A 15,603-nucleotide genomic window follows, 5' to 3' on the forward strand; every position below is an offset into this window, starting at 1 on the left:
CAGATATTCTATCAGATTTTAAAAAGACTGTCGACAGTCACTTTGTCAACAGTCTGAAATACCCTTTTGGGTATTTTTTTGTGTTTTTTAGTAAGCTTGTTTGCACTTTTTAATCGACTTCACTTTACTGAAAGCGGATACAAATAACCTTGAAAAGGTATATACTAGTAAATAGTAGGAAATTTAGTGTTATTAAATATAAAAATATAACTTTTAATAGAGGCTTGAAAATCCTTTATTGAAAAAGGAGTTTAAGTTGTTTATAGTGGATGTAATTGGGGTTTTGATTATGAATAAAAATAATAAAAAAGTAAGTGTCTATCATCGATGTTCGATGAGTGAGGGATATCCCTTCTTGTATATGAGTTCGAATTTTTTGAATTTAGTGGGATGGAGTCGTGAAGAAATTGAATCGGAATTTGATAATAAACTATGGAATATGATTCATCCGGCAGATCGCAATTTTAATGTTGCATCCAACATGTGTGAATTTCGCCTGTTATGTAAGGATGGCTATCATAGTATGTGTGAAAGTTTTGATTTAGAAGGCGACTTTCTTCATGGAAATATGGTGGATATGACTGAATTTCAGCTTGAGAATAAGGTATTGTCCGCTTTAACGAATGAATATACATCACTTGTGTTATGTGATTTAAAACAGGATACAGTAAAGGTTTTAAAACAGGATGGGGATATGTGTTCAAATATTCAGTGTTATACAGAGAGTCTTCATTATTTTTATGATCATATATTGATACAGGAATCTTGTCCTGAATATTTGGAAATATTATCATGCGAACCTTTAATGGATTGTTTAAGGAAACAGAAAAGTTTGGATATTCAATACCAAATTACTCCTAATGGCAATGGTACGGTCAATTTATTGGTTCGGGTTGTATTCTTATTTGAGGATACGAATCATTTTAAGATCGCAATGGCCTTTCGTCCTGTAGATGAAATCATAAAGAAAGAAAATGTTTTAGAGCTTCAAAGAGAAATTATTGAAGGTCTTGGAAAAGAGTATTTTTCCGTCTTACTATTAGAATTAGATCAGGGGCAAATCTTTTCATACCGTGAAGTAGGTCAGAATGGTAAGCGTATTGCGGATTTTTGTCGTGCCTACGAGAATCAATGGGAACTCTTTATACCAGCTTATGCCAAGGAAATGGTGTCGGATGAGAGTCGTGAAAACTTTATGGCTCAGCTTTCTTATGAATTTCTATGTTCAAATCATGAAGATTTTTCCATGACCTATGAGTTTATGTCTGACGATGGAATTATTTATCATCAAACGCGCGTGGCTTATGTAAAGAAAAAGGATCGTACGCGTGCTGTGGTGATTGGTACGCGTAATATTGATGATTTGATCAAGAAGGAGCGTATGCAGGAGGCTAAGCTTAAAGAGGCTTATGTGCTTGCTGAAAAGGCAAATGAGGCAAAAACGGAATTCTTAAATAATATGTCACATGATATTCGTACGCCTATGAATGTGATTCTTGGCTACAATCAATTGATGAAGGAAAAGCTAACGGATCCTCTATTGATGGATTATCAATATAAGATTGAGCAGTCAGGAAAATTGTTGTTGTCAATTATAAATGATGTGTTGGACATGGCTCGTATTGAAAGTGGTAAGGCGGAAGTGGTTGAAAGGCCAGAAAAAATTGATAATGTGGTAAGTGAGCTAGAGAGCGTTTTTAGTTCGAGTGCCAAAGAAAAGAGTATTGAGTTCAATTCATCTGTGGATATTGTGCATAATTATGTTTTGTGTGATGGTATTAAGCTTCGTGAAATTTTGATGAATCTTATTGGGAATGCGATCAAATATACACCGAACAATGGAAGTGTATCCATTCGTGTTAAGGAGCTTGATTGTGATCGTTTGGGCTATGCCAAAATTCAAACGGACATTATAGATACAGGTGTAGGTATGAGTGCAGAATATCTTCCAACCTTGTTTGATTCCTTTTCTCGAGAATACAATACAACCATAGGAAAGGTGACAGGGACGGGTCTAGGAATGGCGATTGTTAAAAAGCTAGTGGATATGATGGGTGGTCAAATATTTGTAAAGAGTTCTTTGGGAAAGGGAAGCTGTTTTTCAGTGATTCTAGAACATCCAATTGTGGAGGACTTTAATGATTCTAAGTCTTCAAAAATAGATGAAGATATAATATTGGATGGGAAGCGTGTGCTTTTGGCTGAGGATAATGATTTGAATGCCGAAATTGCGATGGCCATTCTGGAAATGAATGGTATGCAAATGGATCGTGTAGAGGATGGAGAGCAGTGTGTATCTTTGCTGGAAAGGATGCCTGAGGATATGTATGATTTAATTTTGATGGATGTTCAAATGCCAAACATGAATGGGTATGAGGCCACAAAGAAGATTCGTAATATGGATAATTTGAAAAAGGCAAGTATTCCTGTAGTGGCAATGACGGCCAATGCGTTTGAATCGGATAAACAAATGGCATTCGATTCAGGTATGGATGGGCATATTTCAAAGCCAATCGATATGGATAAAATGAAGTCTGAAATCGTTCACATTTTAACTAAAAAATAAGTGCCTTTGGGTGCTTTTTTCTATACAACTCATATTTTGGTGTGCTAATATAAAGCCATAAAAAGTCAGATGGTTTATTTTTGACGATATAAAGGAGTGATATTTTAATGCGATTTTTTGATTATATCGATACGATAGAAAAACCAACTGTGGAGAATATTAGGGCAATTTATAGGGCGATCAGCATAAAGTATGATGATCTTATAGATATGGCGGTAGAGCCTAATAGTAAGAATTATAAAAAGTGGATGCAGACTTTGGATTGTTTGAAGGAGTCGGAAAATATTATAATTAAGTGTATTGAAAATAATGCGATTTCCGATATAGAATGGCTTGAATTAAGATGTTGTATTTATCGTTTTCAAGTAAAATATGGTGGCTTAAAATATATGAATATCGAATAAAAAATAGGGCAGAAAAATTATTTCTGTCCTTGTTTTTTTAGTTCAACTTTTCTTGTACGATCTTTTTTACCAATGGATAGGCCACAAGTGCAATCACAATACCGGCAAGTCCTTGTACAATGTTGGCTGGGATTTCACTAGCTGCAACGATCCAGTTTCCTTTTAAGATGTATTTTGCGATGAAGTAACCAAACACCATAATCACAGATCCTAATACGTAGCTTGAGATTTGTTTCGGTTTTGAATAGTTTTTCATAAGTAAAGATACAACGATTCCTTCTAGTCCTTTGATAACGAGTGTGAAGAAGAAGTAGTGGCCGTATCCTCCGGCTACATCGGCTAATGCGCTTCCTAAGCCTCCAATCAAGAAGCTTTCAAATGGATTTAAAAAGCTTGCGAATAAGAGAATAAAGCCGTCTCCTAGATTGAAGTATCCGTCTAATGCATTAGGAACCTTGATAAACATGGTTGCCACAAAGACTAGGGCCATGCCAAGTCCTGTTAATACAATTTCATAGGTTTGTTTGTTTTTCATAATCATTTCCTTCTTTCTTAACTTAGTGATTATTATACTTGTTTCTGTGTTTAAAAAAATATACAATTATGAAAAATAAATAGGGGACAGTTTTATGAAGAAATATGAAGTGATTTATAACACATACAGGGATTCGATTCTTTCGGGCATTCTAAAGTATGGGGATCGTATTGATTCCATTCGTGAATGCGTTAAGAAAAGGAATGTGTCTAAGACTACTGTAGAAACAGCCTATAACAAGCTTGTGATGGATGGCTTTATTGCTAGCCAGGAAAAAGTTGGGTATGTTGTGAGTATGAATTCGGAGCAGGTTTTGTTGCATCATGAAATTCTGGATTACTCATCTAGTCATAAAGAAAAGTCGTATGACTATGATTTTCGTGTGCAGTCTGTTTCCTTTGATTCCTTTGAAACCACGATTTGGAAAAGATATATGAAGAATGTATTGAATGATAAGAAATTGATGTCGAGCTATGGCTTGAGTCAAGGTGAGTATGGGTTAAGGCAGGCTTTATGTAAGTATGTCTATCAAAATCGAAATATATTGTGTTTTCCTGAGCAGATGGTGATTGGATCAAACTACCAGTCTTTACTTTATATATTTTGCGGTATGTTAGATAAGGATAGGGTGGTCGGTTTAAGTACGTTGGTGGATGAACAGGCAAAACAGGTATTTTTATCGTATGGATTTCAAATTGAATATTTAGATCCAAATCATTTTATAAGTGATATTCAATCGAAACATGTGGATGTGGTATATATTAATACGACTTGTTTTTCGGTAAATAAACAGTCGATGGATGAAAAGATGAGAAAAGAGCTGACTTGTTTATCCAATATATTAATTTTAGAGGATGACTATAATGGGGAATTAGTATATGCATCTAAGATTAAGACGAGTTTATTTTCTAAAAATAAGAATGTGATTTACTTTTCTTCTTTTTCTAGACTTTTATTACCCAGCCTAAGAATTGGATACATGATTTTGAATGAGGAATATACAAAGAAGTATTGTGCTTCTTTCTTTGGCCCTACGGCTAGTAAGATTGAGCAGATTGCGTTTTCACAGTATATTGTGGATGGTTATCTTCAGAAGCATTTAAGAAAGTTGGTTCGTGAATATAAAGAAAGGCATTTATATTTAAAGGGATTGCTGGATACGTATATCTCATATCCTTGTGTATTGGATGAATCGCACATGGCCTATTGGATTGAGTGTGTGGTAGATGAAAAGAAATTTATGCGTTTGTGCGAATTGAAATCCATTGCGATTACATATGTCAAGGATCAGATTGGTTTGTCCTTTGCGTCTATGAATCAGGAATTGATGAAGGATGGTGTGATTCGTCTTGCAGAAATATTGAAAGAGTGTTAAAATTTTATCGATTCGACAGTGAAGAAGATAAGTAGGGTCAAATATCTTGGTTGTAGAGAGAGGGCGTGTGGTGAAAGTCCTTCGAGAATTTTATCTGAAGCTACTTTGGAGTTGAAACGTAGTCGGCGTTAACGAGTAAATTGAGGGCATTTTCTATTTTCGAAAATGAACTAGGATGGTACCGCGTAATTATACGTTCCTAGAAATAGGAGCGTTTTTTTATTGGAGGAAAGAAAGATGAAACAATTAACAGGTAATCAGATTCGTCAGATGTTCTTGGATTATTTCAAATCAAAAGGACACATGATTGAACCGGGCGCTAGCTTGATCCCTCACAATGATCCAACGTTATTGTGGATCAATGCGGGTGTTGCGGCGTTAAAAAAATATTTTGATGGTAGTGAAAAACCAGCTTCAAATCGTATTGCGAATGCACAGAAATCCATTCGTACAAATGATATTGAAAATGTTGGGCGTACAGCTCGTCACCACACATTCTTTGAAATGTTAGGAAACTTCTCAATTGGAGATTATTTTAAGGATGAAGCTATTCAATTTGCATGGGAATTTTTAACAAGCGAAGAATGGATGGGTATTGATAAAGAAAAATTGTATGTTTCTGTATATACAGATGATGCGCGTGCATATGAAGTATGGACTACAATTTGTGGTGTAGATCCAAGTCATATCTTAAAGACAGATGATAACTTCTGGGAAATTGGTAAGGGACCTGGTGGACCTGACAGTGAAATTTTCTTTGATCGTGGAGAAAAATATGATCCTGAAGGATTAGGAGAAAAATTATTCTTTGATGAAATGGAAAATGATCGTTATGTAGAAGTATGGAATGTTGTATTCTCTCAATATGATTGTGATCCAAGTATTGATCGTAAAGATTATAAGGAACTTCCTCAAAAGAATATTGATACAGGTATGGGTCTTGAGCGTTTGGTTGCCTTAGTTCAGGATGGAGAAACAAACTTCGATACCGATTTATTCTTGCCAATTATTCATGCGACTGAGGCTATGGCTAAACATCCTTATGAAGGTGAATATAAGATGGCTTACCGTGTCATTGCGGACCACGTTCGTACTGTTACTTTCGCATTGAGTGATGGTGCTAACTTCTCTAATAGTGGTCGTGGATATGTATTACGTCGTGTTCTTCGTCGTGCGGTTCGTTATGGTTTAAAATTAGGTTTGGATGAACCATTCTTATATAAATTAGTTCCTGTTGTTGCGGATTTAATGAAGGATTTCTATCCATACTTACAGGAGCATGTAGAGTTCAACCAGAAATTGATTAAGGTGGAAGAAGAAACTTTCAAAAAGACTTTAAAGGTTGGTCAGGCTTTATTGGATGAAGAAATCAGCAATGCTAAGGATGGTAAGCTTAGTGGTGAAGTTGTCTTCAAATTGTATGATACTTATGGATTCCCATTTGAATTGACACAGGAAATCGCGGAAGAAAGTGGTATTACAGTAAGTCATGATGAGTTTGATGCAGAAATGAACAAACAAAAAGAACGTGCTCGTAATGCGCGTAATGTAAAGGATTCATTCGCCTCTCAAAATGAAGAGTTGATGAACTTCAATGAGCCTAGTGAGTTTATTGGTTATGATCACTTAACTTGTGATGGTAAGATCATTGCGTTATTTAATGCAGAGGGTAAAATGGTTGATTCTTTACAAGATGAAGGTATGATCATTTTAGATGAAACTTGTTTCTATGCAGAAAGTGGTGGACAGGTTGCTGATAAGGGAACGTTTACAGCTGATGGTGTAGAGGTTGAAGTGTTGGATGTTCAAAAGACTCGTAATAAGCAGCATATTCATACGGTTAAAATCAATAGTGGTGTATTAGAAAAGGGTATGTCTTTACATGGTGAAGTAAATGTCAAAGATCGTTTGGCAACTACAGCGAACCATTCTTGTACACACTTGTTGCAGTCGGCTTTAGTGAAGGTATTGGGTGATCATATTCACCAGGCTGGATCTTTTAACTGTCCTGAATATTTGCGTTTTGACTTTAATCACTATGAAAAGGTTACAGCTGAACAATTGGCTGAAGTAGAACGTATTGTGAATGAATATATTAGTGCGGCTTATCCAGTTACTAAAGAGGTTATGCCGATTGAAGAGGCTAAGAAGTCTGGTGCCACTGCATTATTTGATGAAAAATATGGAGATACAGTTCGTGTTGTAACAATGGGAGATGTATCTAAGGAATTCTGTGCGGGTTGCCACGTAGAAAATACGGCTCAGATTGGTCTATGCAAGATCATTAGTGAGGAAAGTATTGGTTCGGATTCTCGTCGTATTACGGCTAAGACTAAATTTGCGGCTTATGAAGATTTTGCGTCTGAACATGCCATGTTAGAAAATATTGCGGGTAGTGCAAAACAAAAGGGTATTAAGAATATTGATACGAAGGTTGAGGCTGCTTATAAGACAATGCATGATATGCAAAAGGAAATCGATAACTTGAAAAACCAAATCTTTACTTTGAAGTCTAAAGAGTGGGCTACGGAGGCTAAAGATTTTGGAAAAGTCAATGTATTGATTAAATCCGTTTCTGGAATGGATGCGGGTGCATTGAAGGATATTGTTTCTAACTTAAAGGCTAGTGATGACAAGATGGTTGTCTTCTTTGTGAATACAAATGGAGAAAAGGTTGTCTTTGTATCAGGTGCAGGTAAAGAGGCTGTTAAGGCTGGCGTACATGCGGTTCAGTTAGTTAAGAAAGCGGCTCAAATCTGTTCTGGTAATGGTGGTGGAAAACCAGATATGGCTCAAGCCGGTGGTAAGGATGCTTCTAAGGTTGATGAAGCTATTCGTGTAATCACAGAAGAATTGAAAAGTTTATAGTAGATATTAGGATATGCCTTGTGCATATCCTTTTTGTTTGTTATAAAATTGACATAACTTAACATACATTTTATAATTTTCATATGCATTGAAAGGGTTTTAAATATGAATAATGAGCATTGGTATGTATTATTAACCATTCGTTCGAAGGAAGAGGAAGTATGTAAGTACTTGAATGAAAATGAGGGTATTTTTGCGTTTAGTCCAAAGGTAGAGTTTTATCATCGTGTATCGAAACAGATTCAACAAAGAACGATGTTTGGTGGCTATGTATTTGTAGTAAGTAAATTGTCGCAGGTGGATGTGGATCGTATTTTTAGAAAGTTTCCTTTGGAGAGTGTTTTTATTCATGAATTGAAATATAAAGAGGACATTTCAGCATTAACCGATGAGGAGATTCGTATTCTTACTATGTTGATGGATGAAAAAAAGGTTCTAAGAATGTCTTATGGGGTATTACTAAATAATAAAATCCATGTCACAAGAGGGCCACTTGTCAATATGGATGATTATTTTATTAAGTATGATAGGCATAATCGTTTGGCTACGTTGAATCTGAATTTCTTGAATCAAATATGGAAAGTAGGAGTCACCTTAATTGAATAGTGTGATAGAATGGATATGTTTAAGGACATGTCCTTTTTTTATAGGAGTAAAAGGGTAATGAATGTACATATTACAAATATTTATGGGTTTATACAAGATCAAGAATTAAAGAAGAAACAAAATATTTATGCGGATGCAGCTCATGTATTGGGGTTTAAGGAGATGGGAATCTTTAATTTTGATGTGAGTACAGATACAGAGAATGAATTGTCAAAAAGAATAGATGGAATTATTTCATCACTTCAATTCAATGATTTGGTGTTTGTACAATTGCCAACTGGAAATGGTGAGTATTATGATAATTTACTTATCAATAAAATCAAAGCTTATAATACGAAGGTTTGTATTCTTTTGCATCAAATAATTGAATATGAGTATGTATTAAATGTAGTTGATTTAATTATGCCTACAAGTAATGAGGTATATGCTTATTTAAAAGAACATAATTATTCCAATGTTTTCTATAAGAAGAATATTGATTATGAGTTTGAATCAAGTTCAAATTCATCAAATATTTTATCTTCAGATTTCTATATCAAGAAATATTTAATAGATGCAGTAGATCAATTAGAAGAACCAGTATTGGATGATGATGTGATTCATATTGGTTTTGGATTACATGATAAGGATGGTCATTATAGTGTTTGGGTTGGTACTGTAATGCAGTCTATACTTGAGCATACGGATTCTAGGGTTTGTTTCCATATTTTACATGATGAGACTTTAAGTACTGATAATAAGTATAAATTAGAAATGGTTGCACATAATGGATCTTCAAAAATTGAATTTCATAAAATAGATGAGAATGATTTTTCTATCGTAAAAAATCAGATGAGTCGTTTTACAATTGGGGCTATGTTTAGGTGTTCATTACCGGAATTATTGCCAGATTTAAATCAAATTATTTATTTGGATGCCGATTTATTTGTGAATCGAGATATAAAAGAATTATGGGATGTCGATGTTCGTGAATATTGTTTAGCTGGAGTTGTGGATGAAGGTGTGGATATTCATAATTATCCAAGGATCTTAAATAAATATCCTGAAATAAAAAAAGAATCTTATGTTAATTCGGGTGTACTTTATATGAATCTTAAAAAGCTTCGTGAATTTGGAAATTTAAAAAAACTAGTTGTTGATTTTCTGATTGATAATCCTGAAGCGGATTTATCCGATCAAGATGTTTTAAACGTGTTATTTCATGATAAAGTTTTATATTTGGATGGTAGTTGGAATCAATTTGTTTTAATGCACAGAAAGGATAATGTTGAAAAGTTAGATAAAGCTATTTTTCATTATGCAGGTACCTTATTAATGTTATATTCACATAGTCAAATTGATTTAGAGTATTTTAGAGCGATTTGTAGAACTCCATGGTCAGATTATGAAATGAATCATCAATTTGAACAATGCTTTGGTAGAATGAATGATCGAGTTTATCAGTATCAAAATATGCTTCAATTATTAAGTAATACGAATATTAAACATATTTTTTATGGAGAAGAGAATGAGCTTTTAAAAACACTTTATAATCGCATTCATCTAAAGGATGGTGATTATCGAGTATTAGAACATGCTCAAAATATGGAATATGATATTTTACCATGTAAAGACTTGTCTGTATTGAAGGATGAAAAGAATCCTAAAATTATTTTTGTCAATTGGGAATCGGATCATTGCTTGGCAATTCAAAATTTAGAAGAGCTAGGCTTTAAAAATGGAAAGGATTTCTTTGTCATTTCAAGATTCTTTTCGTTTTTTGATGGCGGTTTTATGTAGGGGGTTATTATGAAGTTACATATAACAAATATTAATGGATTTAATGCACCTAAAGAATTGTTGGATGCTCAGACAAAAGTTTCTAAGATTGGTATTGAATTAGGGGCCTATGAAATGGGAATCTATACATATCCTGTTGATAGTGATAGTGATTCTGAGTTGTCAAAACGATTGGATGGAATTATTTCGGCTTTGGGATTTAACGATATTGTTATGTTACAGTTACCAACATCAAATGGGTATAAGTATGATAGTTTATTGATGGCAAAAATCTTGGCGTATCGTACAAAATTAATTGTTTATATGCATGGTGAGTGTTTGGATTCTAGTTATTTAAATCTTTTAAAAAGAGCTGATTCTATTATTGTAAATAAAAATATGAATTACCATTTCCTTAAAAATCGAGGATTTTGTAGTGTGTTTTTAGATTCAAATTATGGTCACACAAAAAAGTGCTTGATGGATGCTATTGAACGATTGTGTTTTGTTGAGAATTCATTACTTTGTATGCGTAATCGTGTTGTTGAAAATGAAATACAAGTAGGTTTTGGTTTGTATGATAAAACAGGGGATTATACGTCTTGGGTTGGCGTGACAATTCAATCTATATTGGAACATACAAATTCTAAGGTTTGTTTCCATATATTACATGATTCTACTTTGAGTAATGCGAATAAAATTAAATTGATTGAGATTGTTGAAAAGTTTGATGATCGTATACAGTTTTATTCCTTATCAGATGATTTGTTTGAAGAATATAATGTTCAAATGGGAAATTATACGGTTGGAGCTATGTTTAGAGTAATGTTGCCAAAAATTCTTGGTGATTTGAATCGAATTATTTATTTAGATGCCGATTTATTATTCAATAGAGATATTCAAGAATTATGGGATATTGATATTAATGATTATTGTTTGGCTGCCGTGCCGGATTTGAATGTGAAAAAAGGCTATATTTGGACATATCCCACTAGAGGTAAAGTGATTGAAAAATCTAAATATTTTAATTCGGGTGTTTTATATATGAACTTAGAAAATATTCGAAAAAAAGGTGATTTGCATACGCAGACAATTGAATATTTGAAAGAACATCCGGAATCAGATTTACCGGATCAAGACGCGTTGAATGTGATTTACAAAGATGATACTTTGTTGATTGATGAGAATTGGAATTATTTTGCGGAAAGTATTCGTCATGCGGATGAAAGAGAATTAAAAAATAAGGTGTATCATTATGTTGGAACTTTATGTACGGTAAATAGTCAGACAGAAATGGATTATTTGTATTATAAAACATTGTTGAATACACCTTGGTCCAATGACCCATTTGATTTTTTGAATCGTTCAATTTATAAGGTTGATTTTCAAATAGAAATTTTTGAGAAACTATTTACACGTGTTTCAGATGTGAACAATATAAATATATATTATGGAAGTAATATTCGTTTAATAAATCAAGTAAAACCTTTGTTTCATACGATTCATGTGGCAGAAGATTTTGAAGCTGTTAAGAATATAATAGACACAAATGAGGGACATTTATTTACTATCATCGTAGATACGGTAATAGATGGTGGAAAAGCATTTCAAAATTTGGAATCAATAGGATTGGATTATAATGTTGATTTCTTTGATGTTAGATGTTTACTTTCGTATGTACAGGGTGGATATGTATTATAGTTAGAAAATCGGAGGATGTTTATGAGAATACATGTGACAAATGTTTATGGGTTTAGCCCAAGAAGCGTGGTTCAATTATCGCAACATGAAGTGGTGGATATTTTAAAAGATTTATGCGATAGCGAAATTGGTTTGTTTGTATATTCTTACGATAAAGAACCAAAAAATGAATTATCTTCGCGATATGATGGGATAATAGCTAGAGTTACGCCTGGAGATGTCGTTATTTTTCAATCACCTACATGGAATATAGTGGATTGGGATAATGGTTTAGTTGATAGAATTAAGGCGTATGGAGGAAAAGTAGTATTTTTTATTCAGGATGTTCCTCCAATTCAATTTGAAAACAATTATTTTTTAATGCCTTATTTTATTGATATGTACAATAAAGCAGAATTGGTCATTGTTCCTTCTGAAAGAATGTATCAAAGACTTGTAGAAGAAGGGTTAACTGTTAAGAAATATGTAGTACAGAAGATGTGGGATTTTAATGTGCATATGGATTTACACACACCTTCTTTTGAAAGAAAACTCTATTTTTTAGGGGATGTTTCAAGATTTCCTTTTTTCCAGAATTGGCAATATGATACACCTCTTCATGCCTTTGGTAATCATAATTCAGATTATGATTATTCTAAAGTACATTTTGGTGGATGGTTAAATAAAACAGAATTATTGTTGGAATTATCTAAAGGTGGTTTTGGATTGGTTTGGGGTAATCAAGAAGATCCAAAAGATGAAAAAGTATATTATAAGATGAATTGTTCTTATAAGTTAGCTTCCTATTTATCAGCAGGTATTCCGGTTATAGTTCCTGATTATTTATCGAATGCAGATTTTGTGAAAGAAAAAGGAATTGGATTTGTAGTCTCAAGTCTAGAAGAGGCGGATGAGATGATTCAAAATTGTACAGAAGATAATTATAATCAGATGGTTTCGAATCTAAAACATGTACAATATTTAATAAATAATGGCTATTTTACTAAGAAATTATTTGTAGATACAATCATGGCTTTGGACTAGATGAGTTTATCTAAATATAACTGTGGTTAGCATACTGGTTATATTATTTCGATGCTTATTTTAATATATGTTCACGCATATTAACAAATGTATATTTTTTTAAAAAAATTGGTTAGAAATCGTGTTTTTTACTTGAATAAATCAAGCTTTCCGTTTACTATTAAACCTAGTAAGGGAAGAGTACATCTTTTCGTGTGCTCTGCTTGATTTTTTTATTTCTAATTTATGGTCTATATAGAAATATAAAAGTTTTTTGGGAAGGAATGAGTTGAATGTCGAAAAAGAAAAAGAATATAAGAAGAAAAAAATCGAACAATCTTTTAAAAGGAATGGCTGCTGCTGGTGCTGTTGTAGGTGGCGGAACTATTTTTGCAGGTAACAATGCTGTTTATGCTGCTGAAAATGAACAAGGTGTTATTGGTTCACAATCAGAAGTACAAATCATTGAATCTCAATCTGTTTCTGAATCAACAACAGAATCTTTATCTCAAGCTAAATCAGAAACAAGTAGTTTTGAAAGTGAAGTATCTGCTGCAACTTCTGCAGTTGAAGGTAATACTGTTCAAACAAATCAAAAAGCATTTGTTAAACGTGCACCAAGATTCTTTAATAATGTACAAGCACAAAGTTCAGATGAACAAAATATTATGCTTGCTGATGAGACAGGAAATGAAAAAGTGGTTAATGAAAATGGTGCTGAACAAGAAGCTGCATCTTTATCCGTATCTGGTTCTGTATCAGGATCTATTTCAGAAGTTGGATCACAAATTTCTAGCGAAAGTATTTCTGGAAGTGAAGCTGAAAGTGAAATGGTGTCTGAATCTTCTTCAATAAGCACTAGTACAGAAAATTTTAAATCTGAATCTGAAAGACTTTCAACAAGTTCATCTTTAAGTACGTCTACAGAAACTTCTACTTATACAAGTGAATCAGAAAGTTTATCAAAAGAATTTACAAGTGCTTCTGAAGCCTTTGAATCTCAAAAGAATCAAACTTTAGAAGATTTGATTACAAATATCAATAATACTAAGCGAGAATTAGAAAAAATTCGACAGGATGCAATTAAAGATAATCACCATTATTTAAATGGGGCGTATCAAAATGATGCTTATCGTAAAAAAGCTGATGATTTAGCTAAATATTTAGCTCAATATAATTTCTATCAAAAATATGGTGTTGGTAAGGTTACGGAGATAAGTACTCAATATAATAATAACGGTGTTAATACTGATAATAATGGTAACTATACTCAAAGTACTAATTATAATAGAAATAACTTTTTTGTTAAATATCAGACAGCAGATAATAAAGAATACACGGGTTATTTCGACTGGGTTGCGGTACAAGAAAAAATAGGCCCTGATGGTAGTATTTCATACGAATATACTCCATATGAAAAAACTGATCCATCAAAAGTGGTTCAAATTATGGTTATTGAAAAAGCACCGATTTATAGTGATGACAATTGGTACAATCGGGGAAGTAAGTTTTATTATTATGAAGATTCAAATAGAAAAATTCATGCATATTTTTCAGAAGGAGACAGCAAATATTGGGACTCTACGAGTAGAAGCTACAAGTATAAACCTGATTTCAAAGAAATAGAATCTTTTAGTAAAGGTGACATTACATCTGAGAATGGAAGTGAAATAGAATTTTACTATAATGGTAGTCATTATAGATTTACTGTTAAAACACAAACAAATGGTGGACATGTATTCCCTTATTTTGGACAAGTAGAGGATGATTTAAATATTGATGCAAGTAGCCCAACAACTATTAAGGGGAAATCATATTTCTCTATTAAAGATTTTGAAAAACAACAAACAAAGTATGATCAACAAAGAAGTCAATTTACGAGTGTGTCTGAAAGACAAAGTGGACACAAGAGTGACTCTGTAGAGAATAGTCTAAGCAAGAGTCAAAGTTTAAGCTTATCGGCAAGTAAATCTAATTTTGATACTTCAGATAGCCTTTCAAAATCGACAAGTCTTTCTGCCGAAAAATCTGATATTGAATCAAGAAGCATAAGTCATTCATTATTAGAAAGTACACAAATTTCAACAAGTCAAAGTACTTCAACTTCAGTAAGTCAGAGTGATTCAACTTCAATTAGTAACAGTCAATCAATTAGTGGATCACAATCTACTTCAACTTCAGTAAGCCAGAGTGATTCAACTTCAATCAGCAATAGTCAGTCTATTAGTGCAAGTCAATCAACAAGTACTTCAGTAAGCCAGAGCGACTCAACTTCAATTAGTAACAGTCAGTCTATCAGTGCTTCTCAATCAACAAGTACTTCTGTAAGTCAGAGCGACTCTACTTCAATCAGCAATAGTCAATCTATTAGTGCTAGTCAAAGTACTTCAACTTCAGTAAGTCAGAGTGATTCAACTTCAATTAGTAACAGTCAATCAATCAGTGCTTCTCAATCAACAAGTACTTCAGTAAGCCAGAGCGATTCTACTTCAATCAGCAACAGTCAGTCTATTAGTGCAAGTCAAAGTACTTCAACTTCAGTAAGCCAGAGTGATTCAACATCAATCAGCAATAGTCAATCTATTAGTGCAAGTCAAAGTACTTCAACTTCAGTAAGTCAAAGTGATTCGACTTCAATTAGTAACAGTCAATCAATCAGTGCTTCACAATCAACAAGTACTTCAGTAAGCCAGAGCGATTCTACTTCAATTAGTAACAGTCAATCAATCAGTGGATCACAATCTACAAGTACTTCAGTAAGTCAAAGTGACTCTACTTCAATTAGTAA

General features: G+C 33.3%; 9 protein-coding genes, 1 pseudogene and 1 other annotated feature. Of the genes and pseudogenes, 9 read left to right on the forward strand and 1 reads right to left on the reverse strand.

Going from position 1 to position 15,603, the window contains the following annotated elements; translation table 11 throughout:
• The first annotated feature begins 289 nt into the window (after positions 1-289).
• Together DWY01_RS01615 and DWY01_RS01620 are read left to right on the forward strand one after the other, a co-directional pair.
• Entirely contained in the window at positions 290-2,566 is a 2,277-nt protein-coding gene (locus tag DWY01_RS01615; protein WP_147332144.1) for a PAS domain-containing hybrid sensor histidine kinase/response regulator, read from the forward strand.
• Between the two features lie 107 nt (positions 2,567-2,673).
• Positions 2,674-2,970 carry a hypothetical protein gene (locus tag DWY01_RS01620; protein WP_117992598.1) on the forward strand — a complete coding sequence of 99 codons (297 nt, stop codon included), beginning with the start codon at positions 2,674-2,676 and terminating at the stop codon, positions 2,968-2,970.
• Between the two features lie 37 nt (positions 2,971-3,007).
• Here DWY01_RS01620 and DWY01_RS01625 read toward each other — a convergent pair whose 3' ends face one another.
• Entirely contained in the window at positions 3,008-3,505 is a 498-nt protein-coding gene (locus DWY01_RS01625) for an ECF transporter S component (RefSeq protein ID WP_243001938.1), read from the reverse strand.
• A 94-nt stretch (positions 3,506-3,599) separates the two neighbouring features.
• On the opposite strand from DWY01_RS01625, the gene DWY01_RS01630 reads away from it, so the two are divergent.
• From DWY01_RS01630 to DWY01_RS01660, 7 genes and pseudogenes are all read left to right on the forward strand, one after another.
• Complete coding sequence (locus DWY01_RS01630) at positions 3,600-4,880, forward strand: PLP-dependent aminotransferase family protein (protein WP_117992600.1); 1,281 nt, start codon at positions 3,600-3,602, stop codon at positions 4,878-4,880.
• 9 nt (positions 4,881-4,889) lie between these two features.
• Positions 4,890-5,084 (forward strand) — a binding site (T-box leader).
• A gap of 33 nt (positions 5,085-5,117) precedes the next feature.
• Positions 5,118-7,748 (forward strand): alanine--tRNA ligase, encoded by a 2,631-nt coding sequence (gene alaS / locus DWY01_RS01635; protein ID WP_117992601.1) that lies wholly within the window; start codon positions 5,118-5,120, stop codon positions 7,746-7,748.
• A gap of 105 nt (positions 7,749-7,853) precedes the next feature.
• Complete coding sequence (locus DWY01_RS01640; RefSeq protein WP_117992602.1) at positions 7,854-8,354, forward strand: transcription termination/antitermination NusG family protein; 501 nt, start codon at positions 7,854-7,856, stop codon at positions 8,352-8,354.
• 57 nt (positions 8,355-8,411) lie between these two features.
• Entirely contained in the window at positions 8,412-10,133 is a 1,722-nt protein-coding gene (locus DWY01_RS01645; RefSeq protein WP_158553632.1) for a glycosyltransferase, read from the forward strand.
• Between the two features lie 9 nt (positions 10,134-10,142).
• On the forward strand, positions 10,143-11,813 hold the full coding sequence (locus DWY01_RS01650) for a glycosyltransferase (protein ID WP_117992604.1): 1,671 nt from the start codon (positions 10,143-10,145) through the stop codon (positions 11,811-11,813).
• Between the two features lie 21 nt (positions 11,814-11,834).
• Positions 11,835-12,836, forward strand: a complete 1,002-nt coding sequence (locus DWY01_RS01655) for a sugar transferase (protein WP_117992605.1) — start codon at positions 11,835-11,837, stop codon at positions 12,834-12,836.
• 272 nt (positions 12,837-13,108) lie between these two features.
• A pseudogene (locus tag DWY01_RS01660) lies at positions 13,109-15,603 on the forward strand (hypothetical protein); the annotation flags it as partial.

It is taken from the genome of Eubacterium sp. AF22-8LB (assembly GCF_003458715.1).
Classification (GTDB): Bacteria; Bacillota_I; Bacilli_A; order Erysipelotrichales; family Erysipelotrichaceae; genus Holdemanella.